This is a genomic window from Pseudomonas panipatensis, from assembly GCF_900099785.1.
Taxonomy (GTDB): Bacteria; Pseudomonadota; Gammaproteobacteria; order Pseudomonadales; family Pseudomonadaceae; genus Pseudomonas; species Pseudomonas panipatensis.
Genome location: NZ_FNDS01000006.1, coordinates 324,310 through 341,785, shown reverse-complemented (window position 1 = coordinate 341,785; position 17,476 = coordinate 324,310). Strand labels below are relative to the sequence as shown.

General features: G+C 67.6%; 15 protein-coding genes. 9 read left to right on the top strand and 6 right to left on the bottom strand.

From position 1 onward, the window contains the following. Window positions 1-80 precede the first annotated feature (80 nt). Window positions 81-1,184 (top strand): FUSC family protein, encoded by a 1,104-nt coding sequence (locus BLQ74_RS16145; protein ID WP_090263928.1) that lies wholly within the window; start codon window positions 81-83, stop codon window positions 1,182-1,184. A 75-nt stretch (window positions 1,185-1,259) separates the two neighbouring features. Here BLQ74_RS16145 and BLQ74_RS16140 read toward each other — a convergent pair whose 3' ends face one another. Continuing rightward, window positions 1,260-1,571, bottom strand: a complete 312-nt coding sequence (locus tag BLQ74_RS16140) for an I78 family peptidase inhibitor (RefSeq protein WP_090263926.1) — start codon at window positions 1,569-1,571, stop codon at window positions 1,260-1,262. A gap of 210 nt (window positions 1,572-1,781) precedes the next feature. Here BLQ74_RS16140 and BLQ74_RS16135 point away from each other — a divergent pair, with 210 nt between their 5' ends. From BLQ74_RS16135 to arsJ, 6 genes are all read left to right on the top strand, one after another. Beyond that, window positions 1,782-2,174, top strand: coding sequence for a hypothetical protein (locus BLQ74_RS16135; RefSeq protein ID WP_090263923.1), 393 nt, complete (start codon window positions 1,782-1,784; stop codon window positions 2,172-2,174). 153 nt (window positions 2,175-2,327) lie between these two features. Beyond that, window positions 2,328-4,085: an arsenical pump-driving ATPase gene (arsA, locus tag BLQ74_RS16130; RefSeq protein WP_090263921.1), complete on the top strand. Its 1,758-nt coding sequence runs from the start codon at window positions 2,328-2,330 to the stop codon at window positions 4,083-4,085. A 226-nt stretch (window positions 4,086-4,311) separates the two neighbouring features. Next, the gene (locus BLQ74_RS16125) at window positions 4,312-4,668 is read left to right on the top strand and encodes a metalloregulator ArsR/SmtB family transcription factor (protein ID WP_090263918.1); all 357 of its coding nucleotides are present in this window, start codon (window positions 4,312-4,314) and stop codon (window positions 4,666-4,668) included. 146 nt (window positions 4,669-4,814) lie between these two features. Further along, complete coding sequence (gene arsB / locus BLQ74_RS16120; protein WP_090263916.1) at window positions 4,815-5,879, top strand: ACR3 family arsenite efflux transporter; 1,065 nt, start codon at window positions 4,815-4,817, stop codon at window positions 5,877-5,879. Window positions 5,880-6,036: 157 nt separating this feature from the next. Continuing rightward, complete coding sequence (locus BLQ74_RS16115) at window positions 6,037-7,041, top strand: ArsJ-associated glyceraldehyde-3-phosphate dehydrogenase (RefSeq protein WP_090263914.1); 1,005 nt, start codon at window positions 6,037-6,039, stop codon at window positions 7,039-7,041. Between the two features lie 19 nt (window positions 7,042-7,060). After that, a complete protein-coding gene (gene arsJ / locus BLQ74_RS16110) occupies window positions 7,061-8,296 on the top strand; it encodes an organoarsenical effux MFS transporter ArsJ (RefSeq protein WP_090263912.1) in 1,236 nt (411 codons plus the stop codon). A gap of 1 nt (window position 8,297) precedes the next feature. Here the strand turns inward: arsJ and BLQ74_RS16105 are convergent, their stop codons facing one another. From BLQ74_RS16105 to BLQ74_RS16090, 4 genes are all read right to left on the bottom strand, one after another. Further along, window positions 8,298-9,134 (bottom strand): FTR1 family iron permease, encoded by an 837-nt coding sequence (locus BLQ74_RS16105; protein ID WP_090263910.1) that lies wholly within the window; start codon window positions 9,132-9,134, stop codon window positions 8,298-8,300. A gap of 18 nt (window positions 9,135-9,152) precedes the next feature. Further along, entirely contained in the window at window positions 9,153-9,500 is a 348-nt protein-coding gene (locus BLQ74_RS16100) for a cupredoxin domain-containing protein (protein ID WP_090263908.1), read from the bottom strand. A gap of 115 nt (window positions 9,501-9,615) precedes the next feature. Next, a complete protein-coding gene (locus tag BLQ74_RS16095) occupies window positions 9,616-11,019 on the bottom strand; it encodes a sensor histidine kinase (RefSeq protein WP_170842812.1) in 1,404 nt (467 codons plus the stop codon). Beyond that, complete coding sequence (locus BLQ74_RS16090) at window positions 11,009-11,674, bottom strand: response regulator transcription factor (RefSeq protein ID WP_090263906.1); 666 nt, start codon at window positions 11,672-11,674, stop codon at window positions 11,009-11,011. Before BLQ74_RS16090 ends, BLQ74_RS16095 begins: the two co-directional genes overlap by 11 nt. Window positions 11,675-11,897: 223 nt before the next feature. On the opposite strand from BLQ74_RS16090, the gene secF reads away from it, so the two are divergent. After that, window positions 11,898-14,438 carry a protein translocase subunit SecF gene (secF, locus tag BLQ74_RS16085; protein WP_090263904.1) on the top strand — a complete coding sequence of 847 codons (2,541 nt, stop codon included), beginning with the start codon at window positions 11,898-11,900 and terminating at the stop codon, window positions 14,436-14,438. 69 nt (window positions 14,439-14,507) lie between these two features. Further along, window positions 14,508-16,223: a lipid IV(A) 4-amino-4-deoxy-L-arabinosyltransferase gene (gene arnT, locus BLQ74_RS16080; RefSeq protein ID WP_090263901.1), complete on the top strand. Its 1,716-nt coding sequence runs from the start codon at window positions 14,508-14,510 to the stop codon at window positions 16,221-16,223. Between the two features lie 32 nt (window positions 16,224-16,255). Here arnT and BLQ74_RS16075 read toward each other — a convergent pair whose 3' ends face one another. Further along, window positions 16,256-17,443: a GGDEF domain-containing protein gene (locus tag BLQ74_RS16075; protein ID WP_090263899.1), complete on the bottom strand. Its 1,188-nt coding sequence runs from the start codon at window positions 17,441-17,443 to the stop codon at window positions 16,256-16,258. Window positions 17,444-17,476 lie beyond the last annotated feature (33 nt).

Genomic DNA, 17,476 nt, shown 5'->3' with positions numbered 1-17,476 from the left:
GGGCGGCGAGCGCTTTCGCCGCACCTGGCCTCGGCCAGCGCCTACGCTGAAGGGTGGATCAAGCTCAACGAGGAGCGCGCGTGCCGCGATCGTCCCCCTGGCAGGCCCTGACCCTGCCCTTTCGCCGCCTGGCCAATCCCTACAGCCGTTACCGCTACGCCGCCTGGATCCACTGCGCGCGGGTCGGCCTGGCGCTGCTGGCCTCGATGCTGCTGACCAGCGGCATCGACCTTCCCCACGGACTCTGGGCGTCGGTCACGGTCATGGTGGTGATGGGTGGCCTGGTGCACCAGGGCACCATCCGCGGCAAATCCTACGAACGCATCCTCGGCACCCTGCTCGGCGCCGCTGTCGGCCTGGGCGTGGTCGTGGCCCACGACCTGACGGGTTCCTATGCCCTGATCTACCTGCTCATGGCGCTGTTCGGCGCGGTGGCCGCCTACTTCGCCATCGGCCGTGCCGGTTACGTCGCGCTGCTCGCCGGGATCACCCTGTTCATCGTCGCCGGCCACGGTGACAACGGCATCAACGAAGGGCTCTGGCGCACCCTCAACGTCCTGCTCGGCGTGGCTCTGGCGCTGCTCTTCGCACAGATCTATCCACTGCGCGCGGTGTATGTCTGGCGTTACCTGCTGTCCGACAACCTGCGCGCCTGTGCCCGCCTGTACGGGCAACTGAGCAGCAACAGCGACGTGCGCGCCGAACATTTCGCCGAGCAACTGGAAGAACTCGACCGCCGCCTGGTCGCCGCGCGTGCGCACCTGGCGCCAGTGGCGCGGGAAACCGCCATGCCGGTGCGCGATCTGGAACTCATCCAGCGCACCCATCGGGCCATCATGGGCACCCTGGAATCGCTGATCGCCTCGCGTCAGTTCGCCGCCCAGGGCGGTGACATCGAGCCGATACCGGCCAGCCTGGATGCGCATCGGCAAGCCATCGTGCGGCTGCTGCTGCAATGCGCCCATGCCCTCAAGTTCAGCCGCGCCGCGCGCCTGCTACAGATTTGCCAGAGTCTGGAACGGCTGCCGCCGCGCCCGCACAACCTCAGCGAGTCGTTCGAGAAGCAGGGCTTCTACTGGCTGACCCTGCGCCTCTACGAGCAGGTGGAACGGCTCTCCCGGCTATTGGCCGGTAACGCCGCGCACTGGAACATCCAGAGCCGCGACCGGCCCCCGCGGGACTGAACCGCGCCCGTCCGGAGCAGCCAGCGAAGCCGTCGTCGTCAGTCCCGCCTCCCGCCGGCAGCCCGACCGGGCGGCTCAGCCGCAGGTGAGGCGAAGCACCTGCTGGCGATCATCGACGTCAATGTTCAAGCGCTGCGGGTTGTAGTCCAGGGTCACCGCATCGTGCGGGTGAAGCACCCGCACGCGCTGCGCCCCGGCCTCGCGCTTGGCCTGCTCGACCAGGGCGGCGGACAACGGCTTGCCGATCAGCGCTTGCACCGGCGCGGCGGCGCAGCGTCCGGCATCGGCAGCGACGGCTGGCTGCGTCTCGGGTTTCCCGGCGCTGCTGCAGCCGGCCAGCAGGATGGCGGCGCACAGGGTCGCCGGCAGAACGGGGTTGAACGGCATAGGGCCTCCTTGACGAGGAAAAGGGCGAAACATACCAAGCGAGCCGCCCTGATGATTCTCCGATTGTGTTACCAACTGCTGCTAAATTCCGACAGAAATGCCGTACAGCGCCTTTTACATAACCTTTACACTGCCCTGGCTAAAATTCCTGCGTCCGCAATGTCTTAAGAAGTACTCGGCACAGGCCGGGACCTTCAGGAGGTAGGACAAATGCTTCGCCGGATTCCGCAACTCGCCCTGTTGTTCTGCGGCTCGCTCGCCCTCGCCGGGCACGCGTCGGCAAACAGCAACACCGACGCAGCGGCCATCGGTGCGGTCGTCGGTGCCGTCGTAGGTGGAGCAGTGGTGGCCGGCGCCTCAGCGCCGCCCGCTCCGGTCTACTATCAAGCCGCCCCGCCACCCGCCTATTACGGGCCGCCGCCGGTGTACTACGCAGCACCGCCCGCCTATTACGCCCCGCCGCCGGTGACCGTGGTGGTGGGCCCGCCCGGGGGCTACTACCGGCCGGCCTACTACGGGCCGCGCTTCTACGGTCCGCCCCATGGTTACTACGGCCCGCACTACTACGGGCGGCCGGGCGGCTACTACGGCCACCGCTGGTAAGCGAATCGACAAGCCCCGCAGCACGCGGGGCTTTTTGTTGCGCGCCGTCGATGTCCTCAGCGCTCGGCGTTGCCGCCCATCAAGAGCGCACCCGGCGAGTGCGCCTATGCTTGAATCCAGCGATCTTTCTGTAGGCCCATTCCTGGAGGCTCCATGCAATTTCTTCGAAACCCGCCACGCTTCCTGTTCTTCACCGGCAAAGGCGGCGTCGGCAAGACCTCGATCGCCTGCGCGGCCGCCGTGCAACTGGCCGAGGCCGGGCAGCGGGTGTTGCTGGTCAGCACCGATCCGGCGTCCAACGTCGGCCAGGTGTTCGGCATCGAGATCGGCAACCGCATCATCGCGATCCCCGCGGTAGAGGGCCTGGCAGCGCTGGAGATCGATCCGCAGCAGGCCGCGCAACAGTACCGCGAGCGCATCGTCGGGCCAGCCAGGGGCGTGCTGTCGGCGGACGTGGTCAGGGGCATGGAGGAACAGTTGTCCGGCGCCTGCACCACCGAGATCGCCGCTTTCGATGAATTCACCGACCTGCTCACTGACGAGGCCCTGGTGGCCGAGTTCGATCACATCATTTTCGACACCGCGCCGACTGGCCACACCATCCGCCTGCTGCAACTGCCCGGCGCCTGGAGCGGTTTCCTGGAAGACGGCAAAGGCAACGCCTCCTGCCTCGGCCCGCTGGCCGGGCTGGACAAACACCGTGCGCGCTACAAGGCGGCGGTCGAGGCCTTGTCCGATCCATTGCGCACCCGGCTGATCCTGGTGACGCGCGCACAGAAGGCCGCCCTGCGCGAAGTCACGCGCACCCATGAAGAGCTGGCCGCGATCGGCCTGCGCCAGCAGTTCCTGGTGGTGAATGGCGTACTGCCGGCCAGCGCCGCCACGGACGACGAACTGGCTGCCGCCATTCACCGGCGCGAGCAAGCGGTTCTCGCGGCCATTCCCGAGGCATTGAAGAACCTGCCGCTGGATCAGGTGCCGCTCAAGCCATTTGATCTGGTCGGCCTCGCGGCGCTGCGCCAGCTGTTCGCCGCGAGCGCGGAGCAGCCGGTCGGCGAGATCGAGGCCAACGGCGACTTCGCGCTGCCGCCCCTGACCGGCCTGATCGACGACATCGCCGCCGACGGCCATGGGCTGGTCATGGTCATGGGCAAGGGCGGCGTCGGCAAAACCACCCTGGCCGCCGCCGTCGCGGTGGAACTGGCCCGGCGCGGTCTGCCGGTGCAGCTCACCACCTCCGACCCCGCCGCGCACCTGGCCGAGACCCTGGATGGCACGCTGGCGAACCTGACGCTCAGTCGAATCGACCCGCAAGCGGAAACCGAACGCTACCGCCAGCATGTCTTGCAGACCAAGGGCGCCGGCCTGGATGCCGAGGGCCGCGCCTTGCTGGAGGAAGACCTGCGCTCGCCGTGCACCGAGGAAATCGCCGTGTTCCAGGCCTTCTCGCGAGCCATTCGCGAAGCCGGCAAGTGCTTCGTGGTGATGGACACGGCGCCGACCGGGCATACCCTGCTGCTGCTCGATGCAACGGGCGCCTACCACCGCGAGATCGTCCGCCAGATGGGCAACAGCCAGGTCGGCTACGTGACGCCGATGATGCAGTTGCAGGACCCCAAGCGCACCAAGGTGCTGCTGGTGACGCTGGCGGAAACCACCCCGGTGCTGGAGGCCGCCAACCTGCAAGCCGACCTGCGCCGTGCCGGCATCGAGCCCTGGGCCTGGGTGATCAACAACAGCGTCGCCGCCGCCCGCCCGCAGTGCCCGCTGCTGCGTCTGCGCGCCCGCAACGAGTTGCGCGAAATCGCCGCGGTGGCCAGCCACCACGCCAAGCGCTACGCCGTGGTGCCGCTGCTCAAGGATGAGCCGGTGGGCGTGCAACGCCTGCAAGCGCTGCTCACTGCCCATTGACGGCTGCGGCCGCGCCGGCCCCGTATATTCGGCCAAGCGAATATGCTGGGGCGGCGCGACCGATCCAAGCACTGCCGCGAGTTTCAGCCATTAACACGCGATGAGCACACTCGCCAGCTTGCAACTCATATGCTTTTCCGTATATTCGGCAATCCAGATACCACAGCCGCTCAGCCGTGATGCCCCGCGGCGTGCCCGCCGTCGTATCCCGGCACCCGGAACCGCCATGACCGAACACCTGACCCCGCCCCTGCTGTTCAAGTGCCTCGCCGACGAAACCCGCGTGCGCATGATGCTGCTGATCGCCCGCGAGGAAGAGTTGTGCGTCTGCGAGCTGACCTGCGCGCTCGCCGAAAGCCAGCCGAAGATTTCCCGCCACCTGGCGCAGCTGCGCAGCGGCGGCCTGTTGGCGGACCGCCGGCAAGGGCAATGGGTCTACTACCGCCTGCACCCGGACCTGCCGACCTGGGTGCATGCCATCCTGATGAACACGCTGGAAGCCAACCGCCACTGGCTGAGCAGCAGCGCCAAGCGCCTGGACAGCATGGGCGAGCGTCCCGAACGCATCGCCACTTGCTGCTGATCCCCGGCCCGTCGCGACGATAGCGATGTACCTGCCGAACGTCCGCCCGCGCATGAACGCGCCGCACGGGCCACTCGCCGCCGTGGAAGGCCACGGCCTCACCCGGCCGGCGCGCATCGGCCCGTACTGAACCCCCAGGAGACCCCATGCCGAGCAAGCACCGCCTGTCCTTCCTCGACCGCTACCTGACGCTGTGGATCTTCCTCGCCATGGGCCTGGGCATCGCCCTGGGCAGCCTGTTCAAGGGCTTCCCCGCCTGGCTCGACAGCCTCTCGCTGGGTTCGACCAACCTGCCCATCGCCATCGGCCTGATCGTGATGATGTACCCGCCGCTGGCCAAGGTCAGGTACGAGGAGCTGCCGGCAGTGTTCAAGGACAAGCGCATCCTCGCCCTGTCGCTGTTGCAGAACTGGCTGATCGGCCCGCTGCTGATGTTCGTCCTGGCCGTGGCCTTCCTCGCCGACAAGCCGGAATACATGACCGGACTGATCCTCATCGGCCTGGCGCGCTGCATCGCCATGGTCCTGGTGTGGAACCAGATCGCCGGCGGCAGCCCGCAATACGTCGCCGGGCTGGTGGCCTTCAACAGCCTGTTCCAGATTCTCTTCTTCAGTGTCTACGCCTGGTTCTTCCTCGGCGTGCTGCCGCCGCTGTTCGGCCTGCAGGGCAGCGTCATCCAGGCCGGCTTCCTGGACATCGCCCGCTCGGTGCTGATCTACCTCGGCATTCCCTTCTTCAGCGGCTTCCTCACCCGCCGCGTGCTGCTCAAGCGCAAGGGCGCCGACTGGTACGAGCGACGCTTCCTGCCGAAGATCGGCCCGCTGACCCTGGTCGCACTGCTGCTGACCATCGTCGCCATGTTCAGCCTGAAGGGCGACCAGGTCCTGCAGCTGCCCCTCGACGTGCTGCGCATCGCCATCCCGCTGACGCTGTACTTCGTGGTGATGTTCTTCCTCAGTTTCTACCTGGGCAAACGCCTCGGCGCCGACTACCCACGCACCACCGCGCTGTCCTTCACCGCCGCCAGCAACAATTTCGAGCTGGCCATCGCCGTGGCCATCGCCACCTTCGGCCTAGCCTCGCCGGTGGCCTTCGCCACGGTGATCGGCCCACTGGTGGAGGTGCCGGTTCTGATCAGCCTGGTCGGCGTCGCCGCCTGGCTCAAGCGCCGCTGGTTCGCCTCGCCAGGCGAAACCCCCGCGCAGCGCTAGTGCAGGACTCCAGCCGAGGTTCCCGGCCACCCGCAGGCGCCCAGGATCATCGCCCTGACATCCATTTGAGCGAGGCTGGCAACGGCGCCAGCCAACCCACCACAGAGATCCCGCACGCCGCTGTCGGCGGGGTCGAATCCACGGAGAGAGCACGCCCATGAGCATCAAAGTCGGCATCAATGGTTTCGGTCGCATCGGTCGCCTGGCGCTGCGCGCCGCCTGGGCTTGGCCGGAGCTGGAGTTCGTGCGGATCAACGATCCGGCCGGCGACGCGGCGACCCACGCGCACCTGCTCAACTTCGACTCGGTACACGGGCGCTGGGCCCATGAAGCCAGCGCTGAGGGCGAGAGCCTGGTCATCGACGGCAAGCGCATCGCGGTGACGGCGAACAAGGCCATCGCCGAGAGCGACTGGTCGGACTGCGATCTGGTCATCGAATCCAGCGGCAAGATGAAGACCGTCGCCGCGCTCCAGGCCTACCTGGACCAGGGCGTGAAGCGCGTGGTGGTGAGCGCGCCGGTCAAGGAGGCCGGCGCGCTGAACGTGGTCATGGGCGTCAACCAGCATCTGTTCGACCCGGCGCGGCACCGCATCGTCACCGCCGCCTCCTGCACCACCAACTGCCTGGCGCCGGTGGTCAAGGTGATCCACGAGGCGCTCGGCATCCGCCACGGCTCGATCACCACCATCCACGACCTGACCAATACCCAGAGCATCCTCGACCAGCCGCACAAGGACCTGCGCCGTGCCCGCGCCTCGGGCATGAGCCTGATCCCCACCACCACCGGCTCGGCCACCGCCATCGCGGAAATCTTCCCCGAACTGCGCGGCCGCCTGAACGGCCACGCGGTGCGCGTGCCGCTGGCCAACGCCTCGCTGACCGACTGCGTGTTCGAGGTCGAGCGCGCGACCAGCGCCGAGGAGGTCAACCGCTTGCTCAAGGCCGCCGCCGAGCAGGAACTCAAGGGCATCCTCGGCTACGAGGAGCGCCCGCTGGTGTCCATCGACTACCGCACCGACCCGCGCTCGTCGATCATCGACGCACTCTCGACCCTGGTGGTCAACGGCACCCAGGTGAAGCTCTACGCCTGGTACGACAACGAATGGGGCTACGCCAACCGCACCGTGGAACTGGCGCGCCTGGTCGGCCTGGCCGCTTGAGCGGGAGCACGGAGCGAGCATGAAAGCGCTGTCGGCACTCTCCGCCGAGGTTCGCCAGTACCTGCTGGTGACCGGCAACTACTGGGCCTTCACCCTCACCGACGGCGCCCTGCGCATGCTGGTGGTGCTGCACTTCCACGCGCTCGGCTATGCGCCCTTGCAGATCGCCCTGCTGTTCCTCTTCTACGAGTTCTTCGGCGTGGTCACCAACCTGGTCGGCGGCTACCTCGGCGCGCGCCTGGGCCTGAACCGCACCATGAACATCGGCCTGGCCCTGCAGGTGCTGGCGCTGCTGATGCTCACGGTGCCGGCCGCCTGGCTGAGCGTGGCCTGGGTGATGGGCGCGCAGGCGCTCTCGGGGATCGCCAAGGACCTCAACAAGATGAGCGCCAAAAGCTCGATCAAGCTGCTGGTGCCGGATGCCGCGCAGGGCACGCTGTACCGCTGGGTGGCGCTGCTCACCGGCTCGAAGAACACCCTCAAGGGCGTCGGCTTCTTCCTCGGCGGCGCGTTGCTGGCGCTGCTCGGCTTCCGTGGCGCGCTGCTGGCCATGGCCTCGGTCCTGGGACTGATCTGGGGCGGCAGCCAGGTCCTGCTGAAGAAGGACCTGGGCAAGGCCAAGGCCAAGCCGAAGTTCCGCGACATCCTCTCCAAGAGCCGGGCGATCAACATCCTCTCCGCCGCGCGGATGTCCCTCTTCGGCGCCCGTGATGTCTGGTTCGTGGTGGCGCTGCCGGTGTACCTCAGCGAGACCTTCGGCTGGGATTTCTGGTGGGTCGGCGGCTTCCTCGCCACCTGGGTCATCGGCTACGGCGTGGTGCAATCGCTGGCCCCGGCGCTGACCGGCAAACGCCGCGGCCAGGTGCCCGACGGCCGCACCGCCTGCGCCTGGGCGCTGCCGCTGACGCTGCTGCCGGCGGCCATCGCGCTGGGCCTGCACGGCAGCGGCGCGACCGCGCACTGGGTGCTGCTCGGCGGCCTGCTGGCATTCGGCGCGCTGTTCGCGGTGAACTCCTCGCTGCACAGCTACCTGATCGTGTCCTACGCCAAGGAAGACGGCGTGTCCCTCGACGTCGGCTTCTACTACATGTCCAACGCCATGGGCCGGCTGATCGGCACCCTGCTCTCCGGCTGGCTGTTCCAGGCCTCGGGGCTGGGCGCCTGCCTGTGGCTGTCGGCGCTCTTCGTGCTGCTCGCCGCGCTGATTTCCAGCGCCCTGCCCCGGCACGCCGGGGCTTCGCCGTCGGCGCGCTGACTCAGCTCGCCGTCGGTGCGCCGGGCAGCGCGTGCTTGCCCTGCCCGACCAGGTAGCTGGCGCCGAGGATCAGCGCGATGGTGCCCAGATAAGCCACCACCTGCACACCGGCCGGCTGCGCGGTGTAACCGATCAGCGCGTGCAGCGCCTTGCCGAGGATGCTGCTTTCGCTGAGCAGCCAGGAGCTGTCCCAGAGCGCCTCGCCCCACGCGGGAATCCAGTCGGCCGCCAGCAGGAAGCCGGCGCACTGGCTGGCCATGCCGGCCGCAAGGAAGATGATCAGGCCGTTGGTGACGCCGAACAGATGGCGCATGGCGACGCGCAGCAGGCCGAAGTACACGGCCATCCCCGCCAGCACGCCGGCGGCGATGCCCAGCAGGCCGCCAATGCTCATCTGCAGCAGATGGCCGGGCTCGCTGACCGCGATGCCATAGAGGAACAGCACGGCTTCGGAGCCTTCGCGCAGCACCGCCACGCCGACCACCAGCGCCAGGCCGGTGAGCGGCCGGCTGCCGCTGGCCACTTCGCGGCCGACGACGCCCAGTTGCCGCGACAGCTCGCGGCCGTGGTGCTTCATCCACACGCTGTGCCAGCCGAGCATCAGCACCGCGACGAACATGGCCGCGGCGTTGAAGACTTCCTGGCCCATGCCCGACGCCAGGCTGCTGATGGCGTCGGCGAAGGCGGCCACCAGGCCGGCGCCGGCAATGCCGGCGAGCAGCCCACCGGCGACCCACAGCCCCCGGCGCGGCACACCCTTGGTGGCGGCGAGGACGATGGAAACCACCAGCGCGGCTTCGAGAATCTCGCGGAAGACGATGAGCGCCGTCGACAGCATGGCCCGCTCCCCCTGTCCTTACTGGACGATCAACTGGGTCTTGGATTCTTGCTCGTGGTACTCGTCGTGGAACTCATAGGTACCCGCTTTCAGCGGGCCGATGAAGAAGGTCACGGTCTGGCCGCCGGCGGCGAGCTTGCCGCCCTTGAAGTCATCGCTGATGAACTCCGCGGTGCTCGCGTCGAGGTTCTTCAGGGTGATCTTGACCTTGGTGTCGGCCGGGATGGTCAGGGTCGCGGGGGTGAACTTGTGGTCCTTGATGCTCAGCTCGAAGGCCGGCTGCTCGGCAGCGGCGTGCTGGGCCAGCGGCAGCAGCAGGGTAGCGAAAAGGGCGGCGGTGACACGATGACGGCTGGCGAATTTCATGCGACTCGTTCCGATAGCGCAATAGGAATCGCTATTATTTGTATGCGCTTGTGAAAAATCCGTTCTGTCCAGGTGAAAAAATCCTTCTGCCGACCGCCGCCCTGCCCCTGCTCCGCTAGGCGCGTCGGGTCTGCACGGTCACTCGGGTGCCCTCGCCAGGCCTGCTCTGCACCTGGATGCTGGCGCCCGTCTGTTCGGCCATCAGCCTAGCATGGGCGAAGCCCAGGCCGAAGGAATTGGCCGCCGAGCGCGACGGGTCGGCACGATAGAAGGCCTGGCCGAGCCGGCCCAGCTCCTCCGCCGACATGCCCAGACCGTGGTCGTCCACCGTCACCTGGATGCCGGCGTCGAGCGCCGTGACCCTCAGCCACACCTCGGCGCCGCGCGGCGAATACTTGATCGCATTGTCCAGCAGGTTGCCGAGGATCACTTCCCACTGCTCGGCCTGGCCGGGCACCAGGCACGGCGACTGCACCGCGATGTCCGCCCGCAGCGCGATGCCACGGCTGCCGGCCTGGCGCTGCCAGCGCGCCAGGGCATCCTCCGCGGCGCGCACGATATCGCTGGCGCCGCCGCTCTGTGCCTTGCCGTCGAGGCGGGCGAGATCGAGCAGGGCCAGCGACAGGCGCTTGAGCGTCTGCATTTCCGCCAGCACGTCTTCGCAGGTGCTCACGTAGTCGTGCAACTCGCGCGGCCGCGCGAGGATCACCTCAAGCGCGGAGGTCACTGCGGCGATCGGCGTTTTCAGTTCATGGGAGGCGTTGGCGATGAACAGGCGCTGGCTTTCCAGGGCTTTGCGCACCTCCGCCGCCATCTGCGCGTAACTGTCGAACAGCAGTTTTTCCTCGAAGCTGCGCGGGGCGAAGTCCACCCGGCCGAGAAACGCCGGTGGCTTCAGCGTGCGCAGGTGCAGGGCGAACAGGCGCAGGTTGCGGGTACTCAGGGACACCACCAGGAAGCTGCCCAGCGACGTCAGCAGCAATACCGCGACGCCGACCAGCGCCACCACGCGCTTGAAGCTGGCGACGGCGTCGAGCACCGGCTGCGCATCGACCGCCACCCGCACCTCGACCGGCACCAGGCTGCCGCCCAGCTGGCGCTCGATGCGTCCGTTCTGCACCAGCCAGTTGCGCCGCTCGGCCCGGATCAGCTCGGCCTGCTCGCCGGACAGCGAGGTGCCGACCATCTTCCGCTGCAGTGCGCTGCGCACCTTGGGGCTGGGCCCCTCGGACTCGAACAGCAGGCGGCCGTCGGCGGTATACACGGCGAAATACAGGCTCTGGTCGTGATCGAGTTCCTCGGCGAACTCGCCGCTGCGCTGGTAAGCCAGTTGCCCAGCGTCGACGACGATCAGCGATTCGATGACATCCGACTGGGTATCCAGGCGATGCTGCAGCTCATCCAGGCGTGCCGCCTCGATCCAGCGGCTCAGCCAGAAGAAGCCGCCGCCGAGCACCAGCGCCTGCATCAGGAACAGCACCAGGGCGATCCTGACGTTCAACGGCCATTTAGCGAACACGCAGGATGAACCCCTTGCCGCGCAGGGTTTCGATCTCCGCGCCGCTGCCGATCAACTTGCGCCGCAGGCGGGCGAGGAACACATCGAGGCTGTTGCTGTCCGGCTCGGTGTCGAAGGGATACAGCAGGCCGATCAGCGCGTTGCGGGTGAGCAACTGGCCCGGCTTGCTGGCCAGGGCGACCAGCAGGTCGTATTCCTTGCCGGTCAGCTCCAGCGGCTCGCCGGCGCGGGTCACCCGGGCGCCGGACAGGTCGATCTTCAGCGCGCCGACCTCGAGGCTGGACGTGCCACGCCCGGCGGCGCGCCGGTAGAGCGCATTGACCCGGGCGATCAGCTCGGCCATCTCGAAGGGCTTGACCAGATAGTCGTCGGCGCCACGCTCGAGCCCTTCCACACGGTCGGCCAGATCGCCCTTGGCGGTCATCATGATGATCGGAATGTCGTTGGCGTCGGCGCGCAGGTGGCGGATGAAGTCCAGGCCGGAACGCTTGGGCAGCATCCAGTCGAGCAGCACCACGTCGTACTGGCTGGCCTCGACCAGGTACAGCGCTTCCTCGCCGTCGACCGCCAGGTCGACGATCCAGCCCGCCTCTTGCAGCCCGCGCTTCACACTCTTGCCCAGCAGGGCGTTGTCTTCGACCACCAGCGCTTTCATGACCACCTCGATGCCGCTCGATGGGCAGCACAGTAGCGCAAGGATCGGGGCCGGCAAAGGGTCCGGGCGAGACTGAGCGAGACGTTCATGAAGCATTCATTCGCGCTTGCCTAGGCTACCCAGCATTGACCATTCCGAGCGCCGCGCACCCGCCGTCGAATGGCTGCCCGCGCGCCGGGCGCCACGTCGGGCAAAGGGGCGGCACCCACACAGAGCCTTCGCAATGACGCTGAACAGACAACGCGCCTCTTTCCTACTCCTGGCCGGCCTGCTGGCCTGCCTGATCGGCCTGTCCTTCGCCCCGCTGGCGGCGAAGGTGCGCTTCGGCCTGGAGTTCCGTGGCGGCTACGAGATCTACTACGTGGTCGCCCCGCTCGCCGGCAAGCAGGCGCTGAGCCAGCAGGATCTCATCGCCACCGTCGACGTGCTGCGTAAGCGCGCGGACAGCATCGGCATGTCCGAGCCGGATATCCGCATCGAAGGCAGCAACCATATTCGCGTCAAGCTGGCCGGCCTGACCTCGGCCGACGAGTCGCGCTCGCTGCTCGGCGCCGCCCAGGGCCTGCCTACCAAACTGAGCGAGAAATACACGCAGACGGTAGGTAGCGTGCTGGGCACCAGCGCGCTCAAGGAAACCGTGATCGCCGGGCTCATCGGCATCGCCTGCATCTTCCTCCTGCTGATCGGCCTGTACCGCGCCAGCGGCCTGCTCGCCGCGCTGTGCACGCTGGTCTACCTGTGGTCGCTGATGCTGCTGTTCAACGCCACCCACGCGGTGCTTTCGTTGTCCGCGGTGGTGGCCTTCGTGCTCGGCATCGGCATGGCCGCCGACGCCAGCATCATCTGCTTCGAGCGCCTGCGCGAAGAACTGGGCCAGGGCCGCGACCTGCGCGCGGCGATCAGGCAGGGTTTCAGCGCCTCGCTGCCGACCATCCGCGACGCCAACCTGGTCACCGCGCTGGCCATGCTCGCCCTGTTCGCCGCCGGTATCGGTCCGATCCAGGGCTTCGCGCTGACCATGCTGGCGAGCATCGTCATCGGCCTGGCGAGCAACTTCCTGCTGTTGCGCGGCCTGCTGTTGCTGCTGGCCGACTGTAGCTGGCTCAGCCAGCGCTGGCTGATCGGCAACGCCAAGCCCGCCAAGGCCGCCAAACGCGCCTTCAATTTCGTCGCCCTGGGCAAGGTCGCCTTCCTCGGCGCCCTGCTGTGCATCGCCTCCGGGGCCGTCTACTACCGCGCCCACGGCCTCAACCTGGACATCGATTTCACCGCCGGCACCGCCCTCGACATCGACCTGGACCGCGGCATCGACCAGGACCGGGCGACCCGCATCATGGCCGACGCCGGTACGGTGCCGGCGACCCTGGCGGTCGGCGGCGCGCGCAACGAACACATCGCCGCGCGCTTCGATGAGGTGCTCAAGCCCGGCGAACTGAAGGCGATCATCTCGGCATTCCAGCGCCAGTACCAGAAGGTCGAGTACGAAGAGAACACCGCCGACCCGGGCGTCGCGCGGGCCTTCGCCAGCCACGCGCTCTACGCCATGCTGGCGGCCTTCGCCAGCATCCTGATCTACATCGGCCTGCGCTTCTCCTGGTCGGTGGCACTGGCCGCCACCCTGCCGATCGTCCTCGACATCCTCCTGGTCTCGGCGCTGTTCGCCCTGTTCAAGCTGGAGATCGACGTCACCTATGTCGCCGCCATGCTGACCATCATCGGCTATTCGCTGAACGACAAGATCGTGATCTTCGGGCGCATCAAGGAAAATCTCGGGCAAGCCGGCGCGGCGACGCAACCGCTGTCCGCGCTGGTCAACCGCAGCGTCGGACAGACCCTGGGGCGCTCGATCTATACCGTGCTGACCGTGGTCCTGGCCGCCGCCTGCCTGTACCTGTTCGCCTGCGAGCCGCTGCAGATGTTCTCCCTGGCGCTGGTGATCGGCCTGCTGTCCAGCGCGCTGTCGTCGATCTTCATGGCCACCTCGCTGTGGTGCGCGCTGCGCGCCCGGCATGCCCAGGGCCAGGCGGAGCAGACGCTGTTCCCGCGCGCCTTCCTCGCCGGCCTCGGCGCGATAGCGCTGCTTGGCGTCGCCGGCTGGGCCACGCTGCCCGCCGTGCAAGGCCACGCGGCGCAAGCCCAGGCCGCCGTTCATGGGGCGCCGGGCCTCGGCGACCTGTCGGCGTTCCGCCGGATCGGCAGCGACACCCTGGCGCTGGTCGCCAGCGGCGACCTGAGTGCCGCGCGCAAACGCATCACCGACCTGGAAACCGCCTGGGACCAGGCCGAGGAGACGCTCAAGCCGCGCAATCCCGAAGACTGGACCTCGCTGGACAAATCCATCGACCGCGCCCTGGCGCAACTGCGCTCGGGCAAACCGGACGCCAACGCCTGCAAGGACGCCCTGGACACCCTGCTGGCGAAAATCGACAGCAAGCAGCCGGCGCTCGCCCAGCCGCTATCGGCAGCCACCCAGCCGGGCAGTCTCGGCGACCTGTCGGCGTTCCGCGGCATCGCCGTGGACACCCGCGGCCTGCTGGAGAAAGGCGATCTCGCCGCCGCACGCAAACGCATCACCGACCTGGAAACCGCCTGGGACCAGGCCGAGGAGAGCCTCAAGCCGTTGAACACGGCGGACTGGTTCTCCGTCGACAAGTCCATCGATCGCGCCCTCGCCCAGTTGCGCTCCGGCACCCCGGACCCAGGGGCCAGCAGCGCCGCCCTCGACACGCTGATCGCCAAACTGGACAGCAAGAGCCAGCACTGACTAAACCCCATTCATCAGCGGGCGTGTGGAACGCGCGCCCAAGCCAATCCCATGCAGGAACCCCACACCATGTCGATTGACAGCTTCCCCTCGGCCAAGCCGGTGCCCGGCGCCGTGCTCCAGGCACTGGGCAATCTGCCCGTGCAGCGCTTCGCCTATCCCGCGCTGCTCATCGCCTTCGTCCTGTTCTTCATTCTGCCGCTGGGGCTGCACGGCCTCTGGACACCCGATGAAACCCGCTACGCGCAGGCTGCTCAGGGCATGCTGCAGAGCGGCGACTGGGTGTCCCCGCACTTCCTCGGCCTGCGCTATTTCGAGAAGCCGATCGGCGGCTACTGGTTGATCGCCATCAGCCAGGCCGTGTTCGGCCAGAACCTGTTCGGTGCGCGCTTCGCCTCGGTGCTGGTCAGCGCCGCCAGCGCGCTACTGGTCTATGTGCTGGCCCGGCGCCTGTGGGCGGATCACCTGAAGACCTGGACCGCCAGCGTGCTCTTTCTCAGCTTCGGCCTGGTCGCCGGCCAGGCCGGCTACGCCAACTTCGACCCGCCGTTCGCCCTCTGGGTGACCCTCAGCCTGGTCGCCGCCTGGTTCGCCCTGGAAGGCGACAGCACCCGTGAACGCTGGACCGGCTGGTTGCTGCTGGGCGTTGCCTGCGGTCTCGGCTTCCTCACCAAAGGCTTCCTCGCCTGGCTGCTACCGGTGCTGGTGGTGCTGCCCTACGCCCTGTGCTTCGGGCGCTGGCGCGCGCTGCTGGTGTATGGCCCCGTCGCGGTCCTGGTCGCCGGCCTGGTCAGCCTGCCCTGGGCGCTGGCGGTGCATGCCCGCGAGCCGGACTTCTGGAACTTCTTCTTCTGGAACGAACACATCCGCCGCTTCGCCGGCAACGACGCCCAGCATGCCCGGCCCTTCTGGTTCTTCGTGCCCATGCTGTTCGCCGGCGCCCTGCCCTGGGCGTTGCTGGTGGTACCGGCATTCAAGAATGCCTGGGCACAGCGCCGCGAGCGCCACAGCGCCTTCCTGCTGTTCTGGTGCGTACTGCCCTTCGTTTTCTTCAGCCTGAGCAAGGGCAAGCTGCCGACCTACATTCTGCCCTGCTTCGTCCCGCTGGCGCTGATGATGGCTGACAGCCTGATCGACAAGCTGCGCCAGGGGCAGCTCGGCGCCCTGCGCGCGAATGGCCTGCTCAATGCCCTGATGGGCGCCCTGGCCCTGCTGGCGCTGATCGCCCTGCAAGTGGTCAAGCCGGTATTCAACGGCGAAAGCGGCCACGTCGCCCTGCTCATCCTGGTGTTCACCGCCTGGGCGCTGTGCGGTGCGCTGCAACGGATGCGCCCGGCGACCCTGTGGTTCCTCCCCGCCGTGGGCCTCTGGCTGCTGGTCGCGCTGCTGCCGGCGGCCATGCCGAAGGTCGTGGTGGATAACAAGATGCCCGATCAATTCATCGCCCAGCACCTGGACGAACTGCGCGCCGCGCACAGCCTGCTGAGCAATGACCTGGGCAGCGCCTCGGCGCTGGCCTGGCGCCTGAACCGTGCGGACGTGACGCTGCTCGACGGCGGTGGCGAGCTGCAATACGGGCTGGCCTACCCCGACGCGGCGAGCCGCAATGTCTCCGCGGAACACTTCCAGGACTGGCTACGGCAACAGGCCAAGGCGGGACCGGTCGGCATGGTCTTCGCACTGGCGCCGGCGGGCCGGGAGCGACCACTGCCCAGCCTGCCCGGGAATGCCAAGGTCTATCAGGAGAACAACATCGCCGTGGTCCTGCTGCCGCAGACGCCCTGACCGCGAGCAGGGGCCTGGCGTCGCCTGGCCCCTCAGCCCGGCGCCAGGCACACCTGGTTGCGCCCTTGCTGCTTGGCCTGGTAGAGCAGGCGGTCGCAACAGGCGAGCAGATCCTGGGCGCTGCGCACCTCCGCCGAACGCGAAAGCGAGGCGCCCACGCTGATGGTCACATGGTCGAGCCCGTCGGGCCGATGGCGATGTTCGATGTTCAGCGCGGCGACCTGGCCGATCAGACGCTCGACGATGTGTCTCAGCTCTTCGAGGGTGCTCACCTGCAGCAGCACCGCGAACTCCTCGCCGCCATAGCGGAAGGCCTTGCCCTGACCATGACGCAGGGTGTGCACCATGCTGTAGGCCACCTGCTTCAGGCACATATCGCCGGCCTGATGGCCGTAGTGATCGTTGTAGGCCTTGAAGAAGTCGATATCCGCCAGCAGCAGGGCGAAGGCCCGGCCGTTCTGCTGCGTCCGCGACCAGTTCGAGAGCAGTTGCGCGTCGAAGGCGCGACGGTTGCCCACGCGGGTCAGGCCATCGGTGGAGGCCAGCTCCTGCAGGCGCTGATTCAGCTCGAACAGCTCGGCCTGCTGGCAGCGCACTTCGACGTCGGAGAGAAACGCGCGCCGCACGCTGAGGGTATTGGTCCAACTGATGAACAGGCTGAACCACAGCACCGGCAAGTAGACCAGGGCGAACACCATCACCCCCTTGGGATCGCCCGGATGCAGCGCCCAGACATTGCCGAGGATCACCGCGGAGATCGCCAGCGAGCAGGCCAGCGCGCCCTTGAAGGAGACCCGCACGCCCAGGTTGCAGAGCACGATGAAGATCATCGAGGCATACAGGTAGGTCGGCACGTCCGGCGACTGGCTGTGCTTGAGCAGCTCGAACCAGGTCACGGTGGAGATGATGTCGTGAATCGGCATCAGCTGATCCATCAGCAGGACGCTGCGGCTGTAGCGGAACACCAGGAAGATATTGCCGAGGCCGATGACGATGAGTATCGAGCGCACCCACAGCGAGGTCATGGCGATATCGGGAACCACCAGGGCATCGGCAATAACGTAGGAGAAGTAAGCGAACGCGGCGATCAGGTTGATCGCCAGCAGGAACGAACGGCAATGCTTTCGGACGTAGTCCTCGAATGCCGGCTGCAACCCGGTGGGGATGGCTTGCGTCCAACCGCCGGATCGATGGGGGCCAGGGTCTTCCGGTGCATTCATCGCAGTTGGTACGCCTGTTCAGTCCCTGAGCGT